Annotated in this window: 16 protein-coding genes and 1 tRNA gene; 4 read left to right on the top strand and 13 right to left on the bottom strand. The window is 58.7% G+C overall.

What is annotated here, in order from left to right; translation table 11 throughout:
* Positions 1–435 precede the first annotated feature (435 nt).
* The 5 genes from DXD77_RS07425 to DXD77_RS07405 all read right to left on the bottom strand — a co-directional run bounded on the left by DXD77_RS07425 (position 436) and on the right by DXD77_RS07405 (position 5827).
* On the bottom strand, positions 436–1635 hold the full coding sequence (locus DXD77_RS07425) for an ABC transporter ATP-binding protein (RefSeq protein ID WP_117636044.1): 1200 nt from the start codon (positions 1633–1635) through the stop codon (positions 436–438).
* A 68-nt stretch (positions 1636–1703) separates the two neighbouring features.
* Positions 1704–2543 carry a carbohydrate ABC transporter permease gene (locus tag DXD77_RS07420; protein ID WP_117584245.1) on the bottom strand — a complete coding sequence of 280 codons (840 nt, stop codon included), beginning with the start codon at positions 2541–2543 and terminating at the stop codon, positions 1704–1706.
* Positions 2543–3397 carry a carbohydrate ABC transporter permease gene (locus tag DXD77_RS07415; RefSeq protein ID WP_055252174.1) on the bottom strand — a complete coding sequence of 285 codons (855 nt, stop codon included), beginning with the start codon at positions 3395–3397 and terminating at the stop codon, positions 2543–2545. Before DXD77_RS07415 ends, DXD77_RS07420 begins: the two co-directional genes overlap by 1 nt.
* 87 nt (positions 3398–3484) lie before the next feature.
* Positions 3485–4801 carry an ABC transporter substrate-binding protein gene (locus DXD77_RS07410; protein ID WP_055252173.1) on the bottom strand — a complete coding sequence of 439 codons (1317 nt, stop codon included), beginning with the start codon at positions 4799–4801 and terminating at the stop codon, positions 3485–3487.
* A gap of 306 nt (positions 4802–5107) precedes the next feature.
* Complete coding sequence (locus tag DXD77_RS07405; protein WP_055252172.1) at positions 5108–5827, bottom strand: GntR family transcriptional regulator; 720 nt, start codon at positions 5825–5827, stop codon at positions 5108–5110.
* 224 nt (positions 5828–6051) lie between these two features.
* Here DXD77_RS07405 and DXD77_RS07400 point away from each other — a divergent pair, with 224 nt between their 5' ends.
* The 4 genes from DXD77_RS07400 to DXD77_RS07385 all read left to right on the top strand — a co-directional run bounded on the left by DXD77_RS07400 (position 6052) and on the right by DXD77_RS07385 (position 10800).
* The gene (locus tag DXD77_RS07400) at positions 6052–8502 is read left to right on the top strand and encodes a PTS transporter subunit EIIC (protein WP_117648329.1); all 2451 of its coding nucleotides are present in this window, start codon (positions 6052–6054) and stop codon (positions 8500–8502) included.
* Positions 8503–8628: 126 nt separating this feature from the next.
* Positions 8629–9642 (top strand): polyprenyl synthetase family protein, encoded by a 1014-nt coding sequence (locus DXD77_RS07395; RefSeq protein ID WP_233506770.1) that lies wholly within the window; start codon positions 8629–8631, stop codon positions 9640–9642.
* Between the two features lie 139 nt (positions 9643–9781).
* A complete protein-coding gene (locus tag DXD77_RS07390; protein ID WP_199409018.1) occupies positions 9782–10687 on the top strand; it encodes a peptidoglycan-binding protein in 906 nt (301 codons plus the stop codon).
* Between the two features lie 38 nt (positions 10688–10725).
* Positions 10726–10800: transfer RNA gene (locus DXD77_RS07385), tRNA-Gln, on the top strand.
* 876 nt (positions 10801–11676) lie between these two features.
* Here the strand turns inward: DXD77_RS07385 and DXD77_RS07380 are convergent.
* The 8 genes from DXD77_RS07380 to acpS form a co-directional block, all read right to left on the bottom strand.
* Entirely contained in the window at positions 11677–13869 is a 2193-nt protein-coding gene (locus DXD77_RS07380; RefSeq protein WP_117648327.1) for a hypothetical protein, read from the bottom strand.
* A gap of 183 nt (positions 13870–14052) precedes the next feature.
* Positions 14053–15942, bottom strand: coding sequence for a carbon starvation protein A (locus tag DXD77_RS07375; protein ID WP_117648326.1), 1890 nt, complete (start codon positions 15940–15942; stop codon positions 14053–14055).
* 677 nt (positions 15943–16619) lie between these two features.
* The gene (gene tsaD, locus DXD77_RS07370; RefSeq protein ID WP_117648325.1) at positions 16620–19004 is read right to left on the bottom strand and encodes a tRNA (adenosine(37)-N6)-threonylcarbamoyltransferase complex transferase subunit TsaD; all 2385 of its coding nucleotides are present in this window, start codon (positions 19002–19004) and stop codon (positions 16620–16622) included.
* Positions 18991–19497 carry a tRNA (adenosine(37)-N6)-threonylcarbamoyltransferase complex ATPase subunit type 1 TsaE gene (tsaE, locus tag DXD77_RS07365; protein WP_089573670.1) on the bottom strand — a complete coding sequence of 169 codons (507 nt, stop codon included), beginning with the start codon at positions 19495–19497 and terminating at the stop codon, positions 18991–18993. The genes tsaD and tsaE overlap by 14 nt, the downstream gene beginning before the upstream one ends.
* A 12-nt stretch (positions 19498–19509) precedes the next feature.
* Positions 19510–20130: a uracil-DNA glycosylase gene (locus DXD77_RS07360; protein WP_117565042.1), complete on the bottom strand. Its 621-nt coding sequence runs from the start codon at positions 20128–20130 to the stop codon at positions 19510–19512.
* Positions 20131–20138: 8 nt separating this feature from the next.
* Positions 20139–21284, bottom strand: a complete 1146-nt coding sequence (gene alr / locus DXD77_RS07355) for an alanine racemase (RefSeq protein ID WP_117565043.1) — start codon at positions 21282–21284, stop codon at positions 20139–20141.
* Between the two features lie 2 nt (positions 21285–21286).
* Positions 21287–22903 (bottom strand): NAD(P)H-hydrate dehydratase, encoded by a 1617-nt coding sequence (locus DXD77_RS07350; protein ID WP_117648324.1) that lies wholly within the window; start codon positions 22901–22903, stop codon positions 21287–21289.
* A complete protein-coding gene (acpS, locus tag DXD77_RS07345; protein ID WP_117565045.1) occupies positions 22904–23443 on the bottom strand; it encodes a holo-ACP synthase in 540 nt (179 codons plus the stop codon).
* Between the last annotated feature and the right edge of the window lie 208 nt (positions 23444–23651).

The following is a 23651-nucleotide window of genomic DNA, read 5'->3' as shown; positions in this document are numbered from 1 at the left end:
TCTTGAAAACGGAGCCACGGCAACGCGGCTCCGTTTTTTGTGCCCGCACGTTACCCTGTGATCCGACTCGGCCAAACAATCTCGATCCATAACAACTACTCAACCAAAACGGTCCCAGCTGTTACAGATTGAGACATACCGGCCCCTCCCCTTGGGTTTATCTCAATCTGTAACATCTAGCAGGTGTAATTCGCCTTTGGTGTTACAGATTTAGATGAAATGGTTAGCTCAGCGGAACCGTCTCGATCTGTAACATCTAACGTCCGAAATCGGCCCTATCCGTTACAGATCGAGACAAACGACCGGTCAGACAGTCCCAACACAAAGAAAGGCTCCCCTCTCGCCCAGTGGACGGGAGGGGAGCCTTATATGTGACCGCGGCAAAAGGATGGCAAAGCCGCAGTCGCCCAAAGGAAGGGCCTGGTTGCACCGGGCCTAGATAAGGTTCTTGCCAGAGACCTTATCGAAGAGGTGGGTCGCGTTCTTCTCAAACTTGAACCAGATGGGGTCGCCCGCCTTGAGCGCGCCCTTGGCCTCGAGGTCGACGACGGGAATGATCAGGACAAACTGGCCGTCGGGAGCAGTCACGTGGACATGCTCGGTCGAGCCCATGAGCTCGGTCACCTCGACGGTGCCCTGGAGCGCACCCTCCTCGTCCTTGTCGGCAAGCAGGATCTGCTCGGGACGCACGCCGGCCGTGATCTCCTTCACGTCGCCGCCGTCCCAGTTGAGAGCAAGCTGAGCGCAGGTCTCGGGGGCGAGCGCCACGTTCATATCCTCGGTCTTGACAGTAAAGCCGTTGCCCGAGCGCACCAGCTGGGCATCGAAGAAGTTCATCTGCGGCACGCCGATGAAGCCGGCGACGAAGATGTTCGCGGGATGGTTGAAGACCTCCTGCGGCGTGGCGATCTGCTGGACGACGCCGTCCTTCATGACCACGATGCGGTCGCCGAGGGTCATAGCCTCGGTCTGGTCGTGGGTAACGTAGATGAAGGTGCCCTTGATCTCGTGACGCAGCTTAATGAGCTCGGCGCGCATCTGGTTACGAAGCTTGGCATCCAGGTTGGACAGCGGCTCGTCCATCAGGAAGACCTTGGGGTCACGCACGATGGCGCGGCCGATGGCGACGCGCTGGCGCTGGCCGCCAGAGAGCGCCTTGGGCTTACGGTCGAGGTACTCGGTAATACCCAGGATCTCGGCAGCGGAGCGAACCTTGCGGTCGATCTCGTCCTTGGGGACCTTCTTGAGCTCAAGCGTAAACGCCATGTTCTCGTACACCGTCATATTGGGGTACAGAGCATAACTCTGGAACACCATGGCGATGTCGCGGTCCTTGGGCGCCACGTCGTTGACGCGCTTGCCATCGATGAACACATCGCCGGAGGTGATGTCCTCCAGGCCGGCGACCATGCGCATCGTCGTGGACTTACCGCAGCCAGAAGGGCCAACGAGGACGATGAACTCCTGGTCGTGAACGGTGAGGTTGAAGTCCTCTACAGCGAGCACACCGTCCTCGGTAACCTTGAGGTTGTGCTTCTTCTCCTCGGTCTTCTTCTTTTTGCCAAAGAAGCCCTTCTTTTTTGACTCGTTGTTGGGATACACCTTCTGAACATGTTTGAGAACGATCTCGGCCATGTCTTTACCTTTCGATACGCGGCGCCGCGCTGAGAGGCGCCGCCAAAACTTGCAAAACAGTTACGGCATCAGCCCTTGACGGCACCTGCCACCACACCGTCGATGATGTACTTCTGGCAGAAGATGTACATGATGACGATGGGGATGACGACCATCATGATGCACGCCATCATGGGGCCGAGCTCGACGTGGCCATAGCCGCCACGGAAGTACTGGATCAAGATAGGAATGGTCTTGTACTTGGTGGAGTCGAGCGTAAGGTAGGGCAGCAGATAGTCGTTCCAGACCCACATGGTCTCAAGGATGCCGACCGAAAGATAGGTGGGCTTCATAATGGGAAGGACGATCTTAAAGAACACCTGAACCGGGTTGCAGCCGTCGATCATGGCCGCTTCCTCAATCTCGAGCGGGATGTTCTTGACGAAGCCGGCGAACATAAAGACCGCGAGGCCCGCGCCAAAACCAAGGTAGATGAAGCAGATGTTAAACGGCGTGTTAAAGCCGATGCGGTCCGCGAGGTTGGACAGCGTGAACATGAGCATCTGGAACGGTACGACCATCGAGAAGACGAACAGGTAATAGAAGAAGTTCGAGATCTTGCTGTTGACGCGCACCACGTACCAAGCGCACATGGAGCAGCACACCAGAATCAGCACGACCGACGTGACCGTGATGATAAGCGAGTACATAAACGCCGAGGCAAAGCCCTGCTCGTTCAGAGCGTGCACGTAGTTTGCGAGGCCGTTGAACGTCTCGGGCGTGAGCAGATCGAACGCCGTGGTGGTGCTGATTGCGGTCGCTTTCTTAAAGGAATTGAGCGCAATCATGAACACGGGGTAGATCCATGCGAGCGACAGGATCGTAAAGAAGATCGAGAGCGCGCGGTTGATAGCCTTATCGCGTTTCATTACTGCTGCACCTCCTTGGACCTCGTGGCCTTAAGCTGGATCATAGAAATAGCGACAACCAGGATGCAGAAGATAACTGCCTTGGCCTGACCGATGCCCTGCCATGCGATGCCAGCACGCGAATAGAACGTGTTGTAGATGTTCAGGGCGAGCATCTCGGTGGAGTGCGCCGGGGCGCCACCGGTAAGGGCGAGGTTCTGGTCGAACAGCTTAAAGCCGTTGGTGATGGACAGGAACAGGCAGATGGTGATGGTCGGCATCAGGTTGGGGATCTTAACCTTCCAAAACGTCTGCCATGCCGTAGCGCCATCGACCTTGGCGGCCTCGATGTAGTCAGACGGAATGGACTGCAGACCGGCGATGTAGATGATCATCATGTAGCCGACCTGTTGCCACAGGGTCAGGATGATAAGGCCCCAGAAGCCAGCGGCGGAGTTGAGGGCGATAAGCTGGGCACCCACGTTGGAGAGCAGGCAGTTGATCAGAATCTGCCAAATGTAACCCAGTACAATGCCGCCAATCAGGTTAGGCATAAAGAAAATCGTACGGAAGATGTTGGTGCCCTTGAGCGCCTTGCGAGTGAGCGCCTGCGCAATGGCCAGCGCGATCACGTTGATGAGCACCGTCGACAGGAAGGCAAACGCCACGGTAAAGAAGAACGACGTGGAGAACTGCGGATCGGACAGCGCGCGCACGTAGTTCTCGATACCGACAAAGTGCGCGTTATTGATGGTAATAAACTGGCAGAACGAGAGATAGAAACCCTGGATAAAGGGAATCACGAACCCGATCATAAACGCCAGGCACGTGGGCAGCATAAAGAGCGGCCACCAGCGCTTGAGTGCTTTGCCCATAGAAGGGTCCTTTCAATATGCAGGGGGCGGGCAAACCTACGTCTGCCCGCCCCCTGTCGCTAATCAGATAGCTTGGGCAGCAACTGCTTACTCGGAAGCAGCCTTCTCGGTCTTCCAGCCATCGACGAAGGCGTTCTTGACGCCGTCCCACTTGGTGTTGTCGGCAGCATAAGCGATGAGAGCCTGCTTGAGGTTCTTCTTCCACTCCTCGGAGGGGATGTAAACGAAGTCCCAAGCGACGGTCTTCTTGCCGTCCTTGGCCATAGCAACGGCCTGCTGAGAGAAGACGTTGGTGGTCTCCTTAGCGCTCTTGAACGGGGCGGTCAGACCCATCTTGTCAGCGATGATGCTGGTGGCGGTGTCAGAAGTGACGCACCAATACATGAAGTCCTCGGTGGCCTTCTGGGCATCCTCGGAAGCCTGGGAGCTGACGCACCAGTAGTTCTCGCCGCCGGAGCACAGGCCCTGGTTCTCCTCGCCGTCGACGCCGATGTAGATCGGCAGCATGCCGAGCTGGTCGTCGGTCATACCGGCCTTGGTGAGGTCGGCGTAGGCCCAAGAGCCGTTCTGATAGAAGACGGCCTTGCCGGTTGCGAACTCGTTGGTGGCGTCGTCACCGGTCTTGGAGGCGAGCTGCGAAGGATCGCAGGTGGAGTCGGTGATGTACAGGTCGAAGATCTGCTTAAAGTTGTCGAGATACTCGCCCTTGATCTCGTCGTCCTCCTGATTGTGCTCCTTCTCGAACTCGTAGTAGAGCGGGAGGTTGGCGAGGTGCGTGGTGTAGCGCCAGCTGGAGGAGTCATCCATACCGGCGGAAGTGAAGGCACCGTCAACGCCGAGCTCGTCCTTGCGGGCCTGGATGTCATCGGCGCAAGCCTTCAGCTTGTCGAAGGAGTTGATGTCCTCGGCCTTGTAGCCGGCCTTCTCGAGGAGCTCCTTGTTGTAAATGATGCCGTAGCTCTCCTGAACCCAGTCGATACCCAGATCCTTGCCGTCGGACTGCAGCGCCAGGGAGTCGTCGATGAGCTCGCCGCGGAGCTTGGTGTCGGAAAGATCGGCGCAGTAGTCCTTCCAGTTCTTAAGGCCGGTGGGGCCGTTGACCTGGAACAGCGTCGGAGCGGAGCTCTTGGACATCTCGGACTTGAGCTTCTCCTCGTAGGTGTTGGAGGCGGCGGTCACGATCTTGACCTCGACGCCCTTCTCCTTCTTGTACGCCTTGGCGATCTCCTTCCACTCCTTGTCGACCTCGGGCTTGAACTGGAGGAAGTAGACCTCGGCAGCGTCACCAGAAGCAGAGGAGCCAGAGCCGGCAGAACCACCGCAGCCCACGAGGCCCAGACCAAGAACCGCAGCCGCGGAACCAGCAAAGCCCAGGAACTGCCTTCTGCTCATTTCGTTCTTCATTACAATCCACCCTTTCACACCGTGGCGGCACCCTTTGCCGCCGCCTTCGGAGATTGGCTCGGGGACTTTGCCCCTTTTGCTGACTTGTACAATACGCTATTTGGCTAGTTGTTTGAACAAGTATTACTAGAGCGGTAGAAAAACTTCGGTGAACGGTAATTTCGACTTGATACTTGACAAGTTTTGTATAAACAATTATTTGTTATCGAATGCAGAGAAAACGCCCGATCAAGCCGATGCATCGTCGGTTTGACCGGGCGTTTTCGCTTTGAGGGCATGAGTCTCGTCAGGCTGCGAGCTAGCCGGCTATCGCTTGGAATTGACGCGGTAATGGAAGATCTCGGGGTGTGTGCGGGCATGCGTGACCTCGAACAAGATGCCGTCCGAGGTGTACGACTGGCTCTCCATAACGGCGACGCAGTTGTACTTGCCGAGGTCCAGATAGCTGCAGTCTTCATCGTTGGCGAGCTCGACACTCACCGTACGACGGCTCGCCATCACTTTGACGCCGCGCTTGTGCTCCAGATAGCCGTAGATAGAATCCGCCGCGATCTCGGGGGTCAGGCCCTTGGCGATCGACGCCAAAAAGTAGCCATGGTCCACTTGGCGCGCGCTGCCGTTGAGGCTTCGGACACGCACTACGCGAATCAGCTCCTCGCCCACCTTAAAGCCCAGGCGACGTGAGAGTTGCTCAGTGCAAATCAAATGTTCAAAAGACTTGACCTCGGTCGATGCGACGGCATTGTTGCGTTTTGCGAACTCGCCAAACGACTCAACCTCTTCGAGTGCGCCCAGCATGTCGGTTTCGCCCTTAAGCCAAATAACGCGCACGCCCTTACCGTGTATAGGCTGCACAAACATCTGGTCGGCCAGCATGCTCAAGGCGCGTCGAACGGTATTGCGCGTGCAGCCAAACTCCGCGGTCAGCTCGGCTTCGGTTGGCAGCATCTCCTGAAACGCATAGGTCCCGTTGATGATGCGCGAACGGATCTCGCGGTAGATTCCTTCGTAAATCGCTTTTGGCATGATTTCACCTCTAATGAATATGTATGGCTAGGCACGATAGCATTTCTTAAAGTTGTTTAAACCGATTATCGGTAAAGCACGGATTATTTACCGTCGACGGTTCCCCCGAAACCCAAATCGGACCGAATCAAAACCGTCAATGCGGCAAGCAGCCAGTCCTCTACAATGAGTTCATTGTTTAAACGTTCTTGCTCGCACAGCATGTTGCATCCGAAAGGCATATTATGCTGCAGAAAATCCAACGTTTTGGCGGAGCCATGTTCGCGCCCGCCATGCTGTTTTCTATATCAGGCCTCATGGTCGGCATCTCCGCCCTCGCAACGACCGTGGATATCGTCGGCGACCTCGCCGTATACGGAACCCCCTGGTACGTTTTCTGGACTATCATTCAGCGCGGCTCGTGGACGGTCTTTAAGCGCCTTCCACTCCTTTTTGCCGTAGCGCTGCCTATCGGCCTTGCCCAAAAGCAACCGGCACGCTGCTGCCTCGAGGCGCTCGTAGCCTATTTTGCCTACTGTTTCTTTTTGAGCGAGATCATTAAGCTGAGCGGAGACAACCTTGGGCTTAAGTACCCGTCGTTTTTGACCTCCGCTAGCGGCATCACCGTCATCGACGGCATCAAGACGCTCGACACCGGCATTATCGGCCCGCTGGCGGTGTCGGCAACCGTCGTCGCGATCCATGACCGCTTCTACGATGCCAAGGTTCCCGATTGGCTCGGCACCTTCTCGGGTTCCTCGCTGGTCTACCTCATCAGCTTTTTTGCCGTGTTTGCCCTTGCCGCCATCTCGGCCGCCATCGTGCCTTTCGCATACGCTGTGACCGAAACGCTGCGCCACGCACTTGCGGGCGTCGGCCCCTTCGGCGTGGGCATCTTTGTGTTTTTGGAGCGAGCGCTCGAGCCCATGGGGCTGCACCATCTGCTCTATATGCCCATCTATTACGACAATCTGGTCATTCACGACGGTATTTACGCCACGTGGACCAACCTGCTCCCCATTCTCTCCCATAGCACGCGCCCTTTAAATGAACTTGCGCCCTGGGCAGGTTTTACCGCCACCGGCTGGGGCAAGCTCTTTGGCCTTCCCGCCATCGCGGCAGCATTCTATTTCACCGCCAAACCCGAACGCCGCGCCGGCCTTAAGGTCATCCTTTTGCCCGCCATCGTCGCCTCGGTGGTCTGCGGCGTCACCGAGCCGCTCGAGTTTCTCTTTATGTTCACCTATCCCGGACTCTTTTTGCTCTACGCCGTCCTGTCCTCCTGCCTTGCCATGACCATGAACTTCTTTGGCATCGTCGGCATCTTCTCGGGCGGTCTCATGGAAATGACGGCCTTCAACTTCATCCCACTCATGCGAATGCATGCCGGCTCCTACCTTTTGGCGCTCGGTATCGGTCTGATGTTTAGCGCTGTCTTTTTTCTGGTCTTCCGGGGCCTCATTCTGGCTTTCGACCTAAAAACCCCAGGCCGCGAGGATCATATCGCCAGCGATGCGGCGCTCGCACGTCTGACGGGAAAAAGCTCTGCCAAAGAAGGCGCGGCCCAAAACGGCACCGACAACCAATCATCCCAAGATCATCTGCTTGCTGAGCAAGTCGTTGCGCTCTTGGGTGGCGTTAGCAATATTGTAGGAGCGACCAATTGCGCCACGCGTCTGCGCGTTGAGGTCGCAGAACCTTCCGTTGTCGCAGACAACGCAGCCTTCGTCGCGGCGGGCGCCAAGGGCCTCATCATTACGGGCAAGACCGCCCAGGTGATTATTGGCATCTCCGTTCCCCGCGTTAAAGAGCATTTTGACCAGATCATGGGCCTCGAGCCGGGATTTGTGCCCACCACCTCGGCCTCCCCTGCCGCCAGCGCAGCCCATAAGCGCGGCGATATCTGCTTCTTCGATATCGACGGAACACTCGCCTGGCAAGACCCTCGAGTGGCACAAGAGCTTCCCGAGAGCGAGCGAGACCTCTCCCCCTATCCCAATGAAGCGGTCTCACAAGCCATCCGTGATTTTGTCGCCAAGGGCAATATGGCGTTTATCTGCACAGGGCGCACGCTGAGCTGCATCCATCCAAAGCTGCTCGAGCTGCCCTGGACCGGCATCGTCTGCCTCGCGGGTGGCTATGTCGAACTTGAGGGACACGTGATTCGCGATTTGGCGATGACGCCCGGCATGCTGCAGCGCCTTGCTCCCATTCTTGAGCAATCGGACGAAGTGATTCGTTTTGAGGGACTCAATGGCGTCGTTCGCATGAGTGCCGATGCGCCCGACGCCCCGGGATACGCCCGCACCGTGGGCGATGCAATTACGCAGCTGCAACATTACAGCGCCTACAAGATCTTAATGTCCACGTCGCTTGCCAACCGCATCGCTCAGGATCAAGCGTTTGAGCCGCTGCTCTGCTTTAACGAGCTCGAGCTCGAAGTGACCGAGATTTCGCCTCGCGAATGCACCAAGCGCGAGGGTATCCAGTCCGTACTCGACGCCCTCGATCCCCACCACGGAACCGTATACGGCATCGGCGACGCCAGCAATGACGTCTCGCTGATGAACGCCGTCGACGTCGGCATCGCCATGGGCAATGCACCGGACTATCTCAAAAAGCGCGCGGACTACATCACCGACTCGGTCGACAAAGATGGCGTCGTCAAGGCGCTCGAGCACTTTGGACTGGTCTAACTACGAAACTCGTCCGACATGCGCCGTTGCCTTAAATCCCCAAACCTGCCACGCAGGCAGGCACAATGTGGCAATATGTTGCCTGCACACTACATCGATGCAACCTAAGAAAGAATGCGAGAACCCGTGTCCAGTCCGTTTACCTGCTTTTTAGCCCAGCACTTTGACCAGATTAATGACTATCTGGCCACGTTCTTTGACGGACAGGCGACCCCTGCCGATATCGAACGCTACCTGTACGCGCCGCTCTCGGCTTTTACGGCCAACGCCGGCAAGCGCCACCGCCCGCTTATCTGCATGCTCGCCGCAACCGCAGTGGGCGGTAGCTTTGAGAGCGCCCGCAGCGCCGCGGCAGCTATCGAGCATTTCCAGTCGGGTGCGCTCATCCACGACGACATCGCCGACAACGGACAGCTTCGTCGAGGCAAGCCCTGCATGCACCTTACCGAGGGCACGGGGCTCGCCATCAATTGTGGCGACCTGGCGCTCACCATGGTCACCAAGACGGTTCTCGACGATCCCACGCTCGAGTCCGACGTGAAGCTGCGTGTGCTCCACGAGCTTACCGAGATGATCGTCCGCACCATCGAGGGTCAAGCGCTTGACCTGGGTTGGGTCCGTGACGAGCGCTTTGATATCTCGGTTGATGACTACCTGGACATGGCGACGCACAAGACCGCGTATTACAGCGGAGCCACGCCGCTTGCCGCCGGAGCCATTATCGGCGGCGGCAGCGAAGAGCAGGTCGAGGCGCTACGCGCCTTTGGCCTGCACACCGGCCTTGCCTTTCAGATTCAGGACGACCTGCTCAACTTGGTCGGCACCAAAGAGGCCGCCAACAAGGACTTCCGCACCGACATCACCGAGGGCAAACGCACGCTCGTTGCCGTGCACGCCCTGTCTGATGAGCGCCATCACGACGAGGTCGAGGCAATCCTTTCCTCGGGCACCGAGGACCCCACGCAGCTCGCGCGCGCCGTGGAGATCTTCCAGGAGACCGGCTCCATCGATTACGCCCACACCTATGCGCTCGACCTGACCGCTAAGGCCAAGGCCGCTATCGAAGGCGTCGAGCTCGACCCGCATGCGCGCGAGCTCTTCCTCTCAATGGCAGATTTCTTTGTGGAGCGCCTCAACTAGCGGGGGTCACAAAACCTGTGGGCAGCGCGTTTGGGTACAAGTTGCTACACTGTTGAGTGCATGTTTATGCATTGTCTCGCGTTGTCTATCCGACACGCGCTCAAAATAGTACGAATCGTACGCCGAAAGGGGTTCGTTCATGGAACCTATTACCACGGGCATGCAGGGAGCAGCCGTCGAGGATGTTCAGTCCCGCCTTCTGCAGCTCGGTTACGCCATCGATGCCGACGAGGTCGCCGACAAGCGCTTTGGCACCACCACCGAGCAGGCCGTTGGCACGTTTAGGCTCGATAGCGGCCTTGCGGCCGGTTATGCCGTCGATATCCCCTGTTGGAGCGCCCTGGTCGACGCCTCGTATAAGCTGGGCGACCGCACTCTGTATCTGCGCATGCCCAATTTCCATGGCGCCGATGTGCAGGCCCTGCAGCGCGCTCTCAACGTTTTGGGCTTTGCCTGTGGCGAAGACGACGGCTACTTTGGTCCGCATACCGAGGCCGCCCTGCAGCAGTTCCAGGAAAATGTCGGCCTGTTTGCCGACGGCATGGCCTTCCAGGACACCTACGCCTACATCAACCGCCTGCACCATATGTGGGAGGGCAAGCCCTCGGTCACCGAAGCCGAGTCTCGCATCGGTTTTGCGCGCGCCGCCAACGTGCTCGAGCGTTTCCAGATTGCCGTCATCGGCGAGGACCCTATCGCGCGCAGCGTAGCATCGCGCATGTGGAACATCGCCACGGCGACGACCGACAGCAGCGGCATGATGCTTTGCGATTCCGAGGTTCCGACCGATGTCGACCTGGTGCTCGAGATTGCAAGCGACGAGTTGCCTGCAGACGCCGCCCCGCGCGCCACGATCGCCCTCGCCGAGTGCCACAACCTGGCCCAGCGCATCCGTACCGCCAATGTCGCCGCACAGCAAAAGCCGGCACGAATTCGCATCGAGCTCACGGGAATGACGCGCTACAACGGCACCTTCACGGCCAGCGACGCGCAGACCCTCGCCGTACGTCTGCTCGATGGCGTTTGCGATGCCCTCGCAGATTAGGTAAACTAGACGAGTTGCTTTTGGGCAACGCCAAACATTGGGACGTAGTTCAACGGTAGAACTCCGGTTTTTGGTGCCGGCTGTTGGGGGTTCGAATCCCTCCGTCCCAGCCATTAAAATTGAGCGCCCTGAGCCCATAACGGCCCAGGGCGCTTTCTTGTGGGCAAGCGGAGGGATTTGAACCCGCAAGGGTGCGGAGCTGAGGAAACGCGAAGCGTTTTCTAGCGCAGCACGCAAGGAGCGAAGCGACGCAGCGGGGCGCGGCCGCCGACCAGGCGGACGCGGAATCCCTCCGTCCCACACCAGCCAAGAGCCCCTCACGTCAAGCAAATCGAGCCAACGCCGCCAAGCGGAGGAATCCGAACCCGCAAGGATGCGGAGCGACGCAGCGGGGCGCGGCCGCCGCAGGCAGACGCGGTGCCGGCACTTGGGGACGCTCCTAAGTGCCGGCATTATAGGAACGTCCCCAAGTGCCGGCTCGGGACTATTTTCGAGGACCCTCCGAAGGACTGTGGCCAAAAAACGGCAAATATGAGTACTGTTACCGTTGTAGCTACATTATTTTCGTTAATAAAAGAAGATCTTAATGAGATTTATTCGCATCAAGGTCTTCCTTTAATGAACACTTGAGGAGATACGGCAGCTTATCTGCTCGATCGACACGTCAAATCACCTTAAATGTGGTCAAAATTACTGCTACTAAAAGAGTATCAGTACTCATATTTGATGTTTTTTGGCCACGGCTCTTTATAGACACCCTGCACAGCGACGGTGGTAGATTTCGGAACGTGTCCGTCAGCCCCGTTCCGAAAAGCGAGCCGCATGCAACGGCCAAGCCACGACAGGCCCCGGGAGAGCGGGGACACCGGCTTAGGTTTATCGCGAGTTCCGCACGAACAGGAGGCCACTTAATGTGGCCTCCGTCGTGAGCAGGACTGTAGAGCAGGAAACCTAAGCCGGTGTCCCCGCTCTCCCGGGGCCGGCGGAATTTAGTTGTTAAGCATGCGGTCGAAGCTTCCCGAGTCGCCATCCCGATAGTCGGCGGTCATCAGAATCTCCTGCGGAATGCGCCCGCCCTCGCGCAGCACATTGCGGAACTGCACGCGCGTGACCATGGGCAGATCCTTGATCGTCGCTGCCAGGTTCTGCGGCACACCCTGGTTGGCAGCCGCGGGCTCGCACTCTCCGCCGGCCTTCACGCGACGCTTATGCTCGGCGAGCATAGCGCGATACATGCCGGCATGCAGGCGAATCTCAACCACATTGGCATTGCGAGTCTGCTCGACGATGCGCGCGCCCTCGCGATCGATATCGCCCACGTAGTAGACGTAGTTAAAGCGATAGCCAATCTCGGCCAGATAATCGTCCAGGGCATGCGAGACGCTCGCCTTGCATCCGCCGCCAAAAATCACGCCGCCCACCTTGATGCCAAAGAGCTTGGCGTGCTTGCGGCCACGCAGCAGCTTGACGATCTCGTCGTAGGTGTCCAGGTTCTCGACCATAATGAACGGCTTGTCGGCTCCCAGCGTAAAGAAGCCCGTAAAGTGCACGGGGCGATTGGGGGCGACCTTGATCGCCTGCATGCTGATGCCCTTTTCGGTCATACGCCTGATCAAGCGCTCACCGTGCTTGCCGTCAAAAGCCTTCTCGTCGTTAAAAATCTGGTAGGCACGCTGGCGGCGCGAGGCAACCGGCGTATCGGCACCTCGGTTTTGCTCGATCCAAGCCTGGATGATTGCGATTTCCTCGGCAATCTTGCGGTTGGACATCTCGTTGTGCTGAGTGCGCTGCGGAGCCTTTTTGCCGTCCTTGCCCTCGACCTTTACGATCTGTGTCTGCTGCTCCTTGATCTTAGAGAGCGCCGTAGGCGTAGGGACAACTTTGAGCAGCTGCCTGCCTAAAACGCGGGCAAGGGCAAACGCCGATACCTCGCCGTGGACGGCCGACTCGGGCTGCTGGGCAGCAGCATCTGCTGCGGCAGACTCCGGCTTCTTCTGAGACCTGCGCTTAGAATCGCCTTGGGAATTGCGCTCGCGCTTCGGCATAGACGCCTGCTTCTGCGGACGATCGGACTTGCTCTCCTTCGCCGGCTGGCGCTTAGGCTGCCCCGAAGAAACCTCGGCCTTCGCATCCTCGTCCTGCGGCGTGGTCTTCTCGGCTGCAGTCTCGGCATGGGAACTGCGACCCCCGCGATGGCGACGGCGGCGAGGCCTGCTCGACGCGCCCTGCTCCGTCTGCCCATCAGTAGGCTGCTCGCCCTTGGCCTCGGCAGCAACCTCAAGCTGCGGCTCAACAGGCTTCTGCTCGCGAGCCGCCGGCTCAACGGTTTTCTCGGTTTGTTCGGCCTTCTTGTCCTGAGTGGTCGAAGCCGGCTCGCCCTTCTCCTGACGCCTTACGGGATACGCGCGCCTCGCAAAACCACGTCCGGGACGACATGAGCCCGGGGCCTTCTTGGCAGACTCCTCAACATCGTCTGCGGCCTCGGAAAGCTCTTCAACCTCATGCGCGACATCCTGCTGCGCAGCCTTAAAGTGGGCACCACGGCGACGCTGGGGCTCCTGGGCCTCCACGGGCTTTTGCTCCTTCGCGGGCCTCTGCGACTCGGCAGCAACCTCGTTCTCAACAGCCTCGGCATCCGTCTCACCCTTTTGAGCAACGGCACGACGGAAGCGCTCCGGCTGGGCGCGGCGCTGCGCATCGCGCTTGCCACCCCCGCCAAAACCGCCGCGTCCTGCCTTGGCCGTAAAGGCACGCACGACGTTCTCATCGAGCAACTCATCGGTATCGACATGCTCACGCGGAGCAGCTTCTTCCACAGCAGGCACGTCAGCGGAATCCTCGACGACAAAATCTTCGACGGACTCGGCAGGCTGCTCCTGGGCATCGCGGATCTCGACATTGATGGTATAGAATGCCGGGCGCCCGTTAATGCCGCTGCCCTCGATCTTGGTCACGATATTTGCCGCGATAAGCTCATCGCGCATCGCCTTGGTGTCGCATTCCTTATCGACGGAGCGGAAAATCTGCGCCAGCGCGCTCGACTTAATCTTGAGCGCCTTGCGGCAGAGCAGGTCGTAGGCAACCAGCTTGGCGCGCTCGGCAGAAAGCGATGTCTGGCTGCTCAGACGCTCAGCCAGAGCATCGACATTGTTTTGATTATCGGAATATACCGTCTTGGCCACGGGGCCCCTTTCATATGCACACATATACGTCCATATGGTACAACGCACGAGCCTATCCACGCAAAACATCTGCGAGAACGCCCTTGCACCACCTGTTCTCACAAGAAAAAAGACCGGGTCCGCTTGATTGCGGACCCAGTCTTTCCGAGTCAAATAGATGGGAGATTCAACCCGTCCGACCGACTAGGCCTTGGCGGCCTCGGCGTCGGCAGGAGCTTCAGCGGCAGCGGCGCGACCGTACTCGGCCTTGCCCATCTCGGACCACTCGGGCTCCTCATCAGGCATGGAGCCGGCCTCCTTGCCGAAGAACTCCTTGAGGCAGTTGACGGCGACGATGAGGCCCAGGACCATCAGCAGGACGGCGAAAACGAGCTGCAGGCCCTTGGTGGCGGCGACGGAAACGGCGGCCGTGGTGGCGGTAGCCGGGATGGTGCCGAAGAAACCGTAGGCCTGGACGGCGGTCATGCAGCCCATGGCGCTCTGGACCAGCGAGGTGAAGGTGCAGCAGAGCAGGAAGGCGACGGGCACGTAGAGCATCCAGCCCTTGCGGCCGGTGCACTTGCAGAACACGGCGAGGGTGATCATGGTCATACCGCCGAGCAGCTGGTTGGAAGCACCAAAGAGCGGCCAGATGTTGGCATAGCCACCAAAGGCAAGGGCGAGACCGGGAAGCAGGGTGACGACCGTGGCGAACCAGGGGTTGCCGAGAACCTTCATGTAGCCGGCCTTGGACTCGATGGCCAGGGCGTCGTTGGTCTGGGCAAAGAACTCGGAGAACAAGGTGCGGGCGATGCGGGCGACGGCGTCGAGCGAGGTCAGGGCCAGAGCGGAAACGTTCATGGTCATGAAGACGGTAGCGAGCGTACCGTCAACACCGAAGGCCTGCATACCGCGGGAGATGCCAGCGGCGAAGATCTGGAACGGGGTGGAAGCGACACCGGCGTTGAGGGCGCCGGTACCGGCGGTGTTCATATCGGAGAACATGATGCCGGCGACGATGATGGCAAGGATGCCGACGAAGGACTCGACGATCATGGCGCCATAACCGACCTTGACGGCGTCCTGCTCCTTCTCGACCTGCTTGGAGGAGGTACCAGAAGAAACGAGGCTGTGGAAGCCGGAGAGGGCACCGCAGGCAACGGAAACAAACAGGACCGGGAACATCATGCCAGAAGCGCTGGAGAAGCCGGTAAAGGCCGGAGCGGTGATGGTGGCCTGGCCGTTAACACCCAGGACGACGATACCGAGGACAGCGCAAACGATCATGACGATCATCATGATGGAAGTGAGGTAGTCACGCGGGGTCTTGAGCATCTGGATGGGCATAGCGCCAGCGAAGACCAGGTAGACCATGACGACGGCGAACCACTGGAACTTATCCAGGTAGACCGGGAACTGCATACCGACGGCAAACATGAGAACCATGAGGACCACGCCGGTGACGAACTCGGTAGCACCGGTGAGGTTGAACTTCTTCTGGGCCCAACCAAAGGCGATAGCGACGAAGGTGAACAGGATGGAGATGGTACCAGCGCAGCCGGCGGCATAGGACTTGGTGAAGTCGATGGCACCGGTAGCAGCACCAGAAGCGTCAACGGCCGGGGTGAACATGAACGTCTTGCAGACCATGTCGGTGAAGGCGGCGATGACGATGATGCAGAACAGCCAGCAGAACAGCAGGAACAGGCGACGGCCGGTCTTGCCGATGTACTTCTCGATGAGCTGAGCCAGGGACTTGCCGTTGTTCTTCATCGAAGCATACAGAGCACCAAAGTCGTGGACGGCGCCAAAGAAGATGCCGCCGACGAGGACCCAGAGCACGACGGGCAGCCAGCCAAAGGCCATGGCGACGATCGTACCCGTGACAGGGCCAGCACCGCAGATCGAGCTGAACTGGTGCGAGAACGCGGTAAAGGCGGAGACGGGTGAGAAGCTCTTGCCGTCCTTCATGCGCTTGGCCGGCGTGAGGGCCTCTTTGTCAACGCCCCACTTGTTGGCCAGCCAGCGGCCGTAGCCCAGATAGCCGCAGGCGAGCACCGCCGCGGCCACAACCATGAGCAAAACTCCGTTCATTACATTTCCTCCTCTAAAAAGAACTTCCTAGACATAAAAAATGAGGGCCGTCGGTTGCGCTCGACGGCCCTCATCTTCATCAGCCGCCCGTTATCGTACGGGCTAGCTGTATGTGCTAACCCGCATCAGATAATTACTACGCTGATAATGTTTAGCTGATGCGTGAACATGTCTAAGAAATCCTCTTCGATCATGATGCGAACGATCCGTGCGTGTTCACATCCCCCAGTGGATGAAAAGCAGTATGAAACTTTAGTTACCTAAAGTCAACGCAAATTTGTAATGAATTTTCAACTTTTTTTGAAATTCTCGGTATAAAACGCCACTGACCTCGGACTTTACCCAACAAAAGTTTTTGCATGAGAGATGCCCCTCGGGAGCCGCGGGAGCTCCCATCCCAAATGCGGAGCAAAGCTCCGCACACCATCTTTTTCTTTCAGCTAAAGCACGCCGGAAATTCGACGCAGCTGGCTAACCTTGCCGGACGTTGTCGACGCCAAACCAGCTCAGAAGCTATATCGATACAGAAAGGTCCCCGGACGGAGGGGCCGGATATAAGGTTTATCGCGAGTTCCGCACGCAAAGAAGGCCACTTAATGTGGCCTTCGTCTTGCGCAGGACTGTAGAGCAGGAAACCTTATATCCGGCCCCTCCGTCCGGGGACCGCGCCGTACCAGCTACAGCGTCATGTTTGGATCGGCGTCGACGTCGAACGGCGAGATTTCACCTCGGTCGAATTTACGGCGGGCGACCTCCGCGATCATGGCAGCGTTATCGGTGCACGCCGAAAGCGGCGGTACCGTCACGCGGATCCCCTGACGCCCAAGCTTCTTGATCATCATCTCGCGCAGATGCGGATTAGCCGAGACGCCGCCGCCGATGCAGTATTCCTTGCATCCGGTGGCATGCAGGGCGTTTTTGGCCTTCTTGTACTGAACGTCAAAGACGGCTGCCTCAAACGAAGCCGCCAGATCGGGCAGGTGAATCGTGCGCCCGGCCTTGGTCTCCTGCTCGATGTAGAGCGTCACGGCCGTTTTAAGACCCGAAAGCGAGAAACGATAGTCTCCCCTGCTGTTAAGCGCGCGAGGAAAATCGATCGCCTTGGGGTTGCCCGTCTCGGCCAGCTTGGAGATGATGGGGCCACCGGGATAGCCCAGACCCAACGCCTTGGCTACCTTGTCGAAGGCCTCGCCCACAGCATCGTCGAGTGTCTCACCAAGTACCTCGTAGTCGCCCCATGCCTTCACGTGCACGAGCATGGTATGACCGCCCGAGACGAGCGTGAAGATAAACGGCGGCCTGAGATCGGGCTGCGCCAGCAGATTGGCGAACAGATGGCCCTCCAGATGGTTGACGCACACGAGCGGTTTACCGGCGGCATAGGCAAAGCCCTTGGCGAAGGCGACGCCCACTACCAGAGCACCCACCAGGCCCGGACCCTGTGTCACGCCAACAGCGGCGAGTTCGCTCGGCGCGATGGCTCCACCCTCAAGACCAAGCGATGCTGCGGCATCCTCGAGCGCCGCATCCACGACACTCACAATCACCTCAACGTGTTTGCGCGAGGCGATCTCGGGCACCACGCCGCCAAAGCGGGCATGAAAATCAATCTGTGTCGACACCTGGTTGGCCAGCATATTGCCATCCGCATCGATAATCGCCACGGCCGTCTCGTCGCAGGAACTCTCGATAGCGAGCACTAGGCGGCGGCGCTCAATTTCGGCACGCTCCCCCTCGGAGCGCCCAGGCGCAGGCAGCGGCCATACGCGCTGCTCTGCCGCCGTCGGCTCGGGCGAAGCATTGTCGACCGGAAGCACCAGGGGCAGCGGAGCCGTCATGACGATGGCGTCCTTGCCGGCACCATAGTAGCCGCGGCGACGGCCAGCCTCGGTAAAGCCCAGAGCGTTATAAAGCGCGATCGCTCCCTCGTTACCGTCCTCGACCTCGAGCGAAGCCGTGGTGCAGCCGAGCATCTGGGCATCATAGCTCACGTGCGACAGCAGCTTGCGGGCAATGCCCTCACGGCGATGTGCCGGGTCGACGGCGACATCCAGAATCTGCACATCACCGTCCACGACCATACCGCCGGCAAGGCCCAGCAGCTTGCCGTCGTCGTGTGCCACCCACCAACTACGCGGCGCAGCGACGTCCTCGCCCAGTTCGGACAGGAACATGCCCGGCGTCCATGTCTCGTGTCCGGCACCTTCAAAGCAGGCAGCCTCCAGCGCGCTCGCGCCCTCGGCATCCGCCGCGCCCATGGGACGGAACTGCAGATGACGACCGGCGAGCTCATCGGCAACACCCGTAATTTCGCTCTGCGCACTCTCGGCAAGACCAAGACGCTTGCGCTCGTTTTCCTCGGCATCCGAAAGGCGCGTGTAAATCGGCAGGACGCGGGCCGGATCGCCGTCACCCGCAGCGTGCGCGAGCAGCAAGCCCTCGCCCGAAGGCCACCACAGGTCGCGCTCCACGCAGCGGGCGGCCTCGTCCTCACCCAGCAGCTTGCCATAGCGCACGAGACCGTCACCGGTCAGCTGAACCTGGCCCCAGTCCGCTGCTTGGCGCCACTCATCGAGCGCCACGGCGGCCTTGACCACGTGTTCGCGCTCAAATTGACGCTCGGGACCCTCATCGACCAGCATATACAGCGCCGGATATACCTCACCGCGCATAGCATCGGCCAAGATACCAAGCTTGCCGCGCACGCCAGCCTTCCACGCCGTCCAAGCGCAAGCGTCGAGCGTCGACACGCCCAGCAGCGGAACATTGGCACCACGCGCGAGGCCCTTGGCAGTGGAGATGCCGATGCGCACACCCGTAAAGGACCCCGGGCCGCGGCCGACCACATAGCAACCAACATCGCTGCGATCCAGACCGGCTTGAGCCAGCACGCCATCAACGGTATTCACGAGCTCAACGTTGGCGTGACGGCGACACATGTGGTCGCCACTCACGAGCTTCGTCTCACCCGTCTGCCCATCAATCCAGCTTGCCGCGCAGGCAAGCATGTCGGTCGAGGTATCGAGCGCCACCACCAGCGCGTTGTCGTTATGCAAGCTCATCTTGTACAGCCTTATCAATCAAATGGGAAAGCTCCATTGCGCGGTCACCGTGCGCCTCAAGCGTTATCGTTCGCACATCGCTGTCGCCCTCATCACGCCTGAGCGTCACCGAAAGATACTCATCCGTCAGCTCGTCCTGGAATTGTTCGCCCCATTCCAGCAGGCAAGCACCCTCATAGCCCAGCACATCGAAAATGCCCGTATCCTCGAGCTCGTAGGCATGCTCCAGGCGGTATAGATCAAAGTGAAACAGCGGAATACGACCTTGATCGTGAACGGCCATGAGCGCAAACGTAGGACTCGTAACCATATGCCCATCGCCCAGCCCGCGCGAGACGCCCTTGGTAAAGTGAGTTTTGCCCACTCCCAGGCCACCGGTCAGGATGAGCACATCTCCGTCCTCAAGGCACGGTGCAATTAGCTCGCCAAAGTACTCCGTATCGGCAGCGCAAGTCGTTTTGTAAGTACCTACCCCCAGGCGCTCCAGGGACATATATGCTCCTTATTATTCCGAGGCGTCCTCTGGTGCGGGATGTCGCCCCAGATAGTCGCCCAGCATCTTAAAGTCTTCCTCCAGCAGCTCCTGCCACGCTGGATTGCGTAGCGCTGCTGCCGGATGGAAAGTGGGCATCACCACAAAGTGCCCCATCTGATGGAACCTGCCGCGCAGCTTGGTAATGCCGATCTCGGTCTTGAGCACAAAGTGCGTTGCGGGGTTGCCGAGCGTCACGATGATATCGGGCCAGATGCTTCGAATCTGCTCGCGCAAAAACGGTGAGCAAGCCAGCACTTCCTCGGGGCGCGGATTGCGGTTTCCCGGCGGGCGGCACTTAAGCACGTTGGCAATGTAGACGTCTTCGCGTTTGAGCCCCGCCAGCGACAAAATGCCGTTGAGGTCCTCGCCTGCCGCCCCCACAAAGGGCTCGCCCTGCAAATCCTCATTACGGCCCGGCGCCTCGCCAATAAACATCACGCGAGCGCGGGGGTTTCCCACGCCAAACACGATGTTGTGGCGCGACTGGTAAAGCTGGCAAAGGTGACAATCGCCCAGAACGGCCTCGATCTCCTCGAGTGCGACCTCACGCGGCGCCTGATGGCTATGGCCGGGAATGTGCATGACGCCCATAGCGACTCCTACACGTAGACCTTGTCGAGACGCATACCAAAGCCGCAAGCGACCTCGTAGTTAATCGTGCCGCGTAGGCGCGCCATCTCGTCCATGGTAATCTCGGCATCTCCATCGCAGCCGACAATGATCATCTCGTCACCATACTCGGCCTCGGGAATCTCATGCGCCGGGTTGGACTGAATGGCGACCATAAACTGATCCATGCAGATATTGCCAACCTGATGCACGCGCTCGCCGCGATACAGCACATCCATACGATTGGAAAGCGTACGCGAAAGGCCATCGGCATAACCGATCGGAAGGGTGCAGATCTGAACGCGCGTGCGCGGTACGCGGTAGGTAAAGCCGTAGCCCACGCCCTCGCCCATCGCAGGATGCGCCACGCGCGTCACACGCGCGTGGACGCTCATGACGGGATCAAGCTGCATCACACGACCACTCAGCTCACATGGCTGCAGACCATACAAACCGATGCCGGCACGAATCATGTCAAAGTGCATTGAAGAATCGAGCATCGAGGACGGCGTATTGGCACAATGCACGATACCGCATTCAAAACCTGCGTCCTTAATGGCCTGAACGGCCTCGGTAAAACGCTGGCACTGCAGCTTGTAGTCCCAACCCGAAGGTTCATCGGCCGTGGCAAAGTGCGTAAATACGCCGTCGCACTGAATACCGCGATGGAAGCTGATGCCGCGGACAAAGTCGAGCACCTGTGTGTAGTGAACGCCGATACGATTCATGCCCGTCTCGATGGCAAGATGGTACTTGCCCACCTTGCCCGCCGCGACGGCACATTCGCCATACGCAAGAGCAAAGTCAGACGTATAGACCGAGGGCATGATATCAAACTCGAGCAACGTCGGAATAGCCTCGATAGGCGGCTCGCTTAGGATGAGGACGGGTTTCGTAATCCCGCCCTGTCGGAGCTCAACGCCCTCGTTAACCGTCGCCACGGCAAACATGTCGGCACCGGCCGAATACATGATCTTGGCGCACTCAACAGCTCCATGACCATAAGCATCGGCCTTGACCACGCAGCACAGGCGCTGACGCGGATTCAGCAAGTTCTTATAGGCCCTCGTGTTGCGACGGAGCGCCCCGCGGTCGATCTCGACCCAGGACCAGCGCGTCAAATCGGCTTTATTCATGATTAGTCATCCGACCCTTCGTCCATGATTCCCAGATCTTCGAGCGCATCCTTTGCCGCCAGCTCCATGGCAGGACCGATCAAGTCGATAAGATCGGTCGCGATGACGCTCTTCTCACCATACTCCGTCGCCGCGGCAAAACCGGCGTAGCTGTGAAGTGCGACGGCGTACGAATACAGCAACTCCCAACGATCCATCTCGTCGCGCATGGTGGCAAGCGTGCCGGCCAAAATACCCGCGAGAACATCACCCGAACCGGCAGTTGCCAGAGAAGCCGGACCCGAGAGCGGCAGCAGCACACGCTCAACGCCACAGATAGCCGTCGTCGGCCCCTTGGCAATGACCACCAGATTGTCGGAGCCTGCAGCCCAGACAACCTTCTGCGCGGCCGCAATCGCGGTACCAAGGTCGTTCACCTCGTCACCGGCAACCAGACGCGAAAGCTCACGATAGTGCGGTGTCATAACCAACGGCTGCTCGCGACGATACATCTCGGGGTTACTATCAATACCGTCAATGGCAATCTTAGCAAGGCAGTTGAGTGCATCGGCGTCCAAAATTAGCGGTACATCAAGCTCGAGCAAGCCCGAAACCACCTGCATAGCGCCGGCAGACGTCGTCATACCGGGACCGCACAGCACGCAGCTGTACTTCTTTGCGATCTCGCACACCGTCATGCGCGCAGCGGCGCCAAAGGAGCCGCGGGAATCAGACGGAATAGCAAAGACCGGAATCGAAGGAAGTGCCATGCGAATGAGATTGGCGCAGGCGTCAGGAGCCGCGACTGCCACGTAACCAGCACCCGCGCGAGCTGCAGACTTGGCCGCCATAATGGCAGCACCAGGATATTGCGCTGATCCGGCGACAATAAGCACGGAGCCACGGGAATACTTATCGATATTCGATGGTAGCGGAGCAAAGTAATCAACTAAGTCACCGGGCTCGACAATCTCGGCGGCGTGGTCGACATCATCGATGACCTCGTCAAGACGGTCGTAAAGATTGCCGCAGATCAAATCGCCGGCATACTCAGGACCATCAGCGCTATACAGACCAATCTTGGGCGCAATCATCGTCACCGTGCGCTCGGCACGAATGCAGTCGTCATCAACAACGCCCGTCTCGGCATTCAGGCCCGAGGGGACATCAATGGATACGACACAATCGGCGCATTCATTGACCGTAGGAATCCAAATGGAGAACGGCGCACGCAGATTCCCGTGGAAACCGGTACCAAAAATGGCATCGACAACAACATCGGCCTTATCGATCAAAACCTCGAGTTCATCACGCGAGGGGCCGACGCAAACGTGCACATCGCGGCCGGCAGTACGACGAGCAACGTGACGTGCCAGAGCAGCAGGAATCTCATCCGGTTCAACCGGAGAAACGATATCCACGTCCACACCCTTATGGCTCAGGATATCGGCGGCAACCCAACCGTCGCCGCCATTATTACCAAAACCGACCAAAACGAGAACCCGATCGGGATTGAGCTTCAAGACCTCGTTAGCGGCAAACTCACCCGCTAGCTCTATAAGCTCGGCCTTCGAAGTTCCTTCGCGTTCGATGATATCCTCGAGACGAACGACTTCTTCGGTACTCAAAACCGGTTTCATCTATGCTCCTAGCGTATCTTGCGAAGCATCGCCCAGGTGCTCCGTCAATGCTGAATTCTGCAGCTGCTCGAGCTCATCTAATACAGAGCGAGCCTCTTTAAATGTCTGCGCAACGCGTTTCTTGGTGCTCACCTTTTCATCTTTTGGCTTAGGCCGAGCATCTTCGGTAATCGCGATGGCATTCGCAACGGCCAAGTCTCCCGTAATCGTAATGGAAAGAGCGACCTCAACAACACCCAGTTCTTGAGCGATCTCGAGAGCACGGCCCGAAAGCAGCGCCCTCGGTTTGCCGAGTTTATCACGCGTCACCGAAACATCCTTGCGACCCACGCCTTGACTAAAACCCGTGCCGAGAGCTTTAAGCACCGCCTCGCGCGAAGCAAAGCGGCTCGCATAGTGAGCAGCGGGACGCGATGATGCATCGCAATACGCACGCTCTTCTTCGGTAAACACACGCCGAGCAAACGACGGCGTCTTTTCAAGAATTGATTTCATGCGGGAAATCTCGACGATATCAACGCCGATACCAGCTTCAGCCATGTTCACCTCCATATCGCACAGACTAAGTTATTGTAGCCCGTTCACAGAAGATGCGACAAACGAGGGTTATAAAACACAGCTACTATGTGAGACAAATTGCCCGTAAACGCAAGAAAGGGGGAGACCGCGAGGCCTCCCCCTTCTTCAAGTCATCCGACGGCTCGGTGCCGTCCACCGGTCAGCGGCGCCCTGGCCTCCCACGGGCTGG

The organism is Collinsella sp. TM09-10AT, from assembly GCF_003436275.1.
In the GTDB taxonomy this organism is placed as follows: Bacteria; Actinomycetota; Coriobacteriia; order Coriobacteriales; family Coriobacteriaceae; genus Collinsella.
Note: the sequence above shows the minus strand (reverse complement) of the source record. Positions and strands in the feature narration are given on the sequence as shown.

Bases quoted from the DNA above. Each gene is read 5' to 3' on its own strand.
- DXD77_RS07425 (WP_117636044.1), bottom strand. From the start codon at position 1,635: ATGGCCGAGATCGTTCTCAAACATGTTCAGAAGGTGTATCCCAACAAC.
- DXD77_RS07420 (WP_117584245.1), bottom strand. From the start codon at position 2,543: ATGAAACGCGATAAGGCTATCAACCGCGCGCTCTCGATCTTCTTTACG.
- DXD77_RS07415 (WP_055252174.1), bottom strand. From the start codon at position 3,397: ATGGGCAAAGCACTCAAGCGCTGGTGGCCGCTCTTTATGCTGCCCACG.
- DXD77_RS07410 (WP_055252173.1), bottom strand. From the start codon at position 4,801: ATGAAGAACGAAATGAGCAGAAGGCAGTTCCTGGGCTTTGCTGGTTCC.
- DXD77_RS07405 (WP_055252172.1), bottom strand. From the start codon at position 5,827: ATGCCAAAAGCGATTTACGAAGGAATCTACCGCGAGATCCGTTCGCGC.
- DXD77_RS07400 (WP_117648329.1), top strand. From the start codon at position 6,052: ATGCTGCAGAAAATCCAACGTTTTGGCGGAGCCATGTTCGCGCCCGCC.
- DXD77_RS07390 (WP_199409018.1), top strand. From the start codon at position 9,782: ATGGAACCTATTACCACGGGCATGCAGGGAGCAGCCGTCGAGGATGTT.
- DXD77_RS07375 (WP_117648326.1), bottom strand. From the start codon at position 15,942: ATGAACGGAGTTTTGCTCATGGTTGTGGCCGCGGCGGTGCTCGCCTGC.
- tsaD (WP_117648325.1), bottom strand. From the start codon at position 19,004: ATGAGCTTGCATAACGACAACGCGCTGGTGGTGGCGCTCGATACCTCG.
- tsaE (WP_089573670.1), bottom strand. From the start codon at position 19,497: ATGTCCCTGGAGCGCCTGGGGGTAGGTACTTACAAAACGACTTGCGCT.
- DXD77_RS07360 (WP_117565042.1), bottom strand. From the start codon at position 20,130: ATGGGCGTCATGCACATTCCCGGCCATAGCCATCAGGCGCCGCGTGAG.
- alr (WP_117565043.1), bottom strand. From the start codon at position 21,284: ATGAATAAAGCCGATTTGACGCGCTGGTCCTGGGTCGAGATCGACCGC.
- DXD77_RS07350 (WP_117648324.1), bottom strand. From the start codon at position 22,903: ATGAAACCGGTTTTGAGTACCGAAGAAGTCGTTCGTCTCGAGGATATC.
- acpS (WP_117565045.1), bottom strand. From the start codon at position 23,443: ATGGCTGAAGCTGGTATCGGCGTTGATATCGTCGAGATTTCCCGCATG.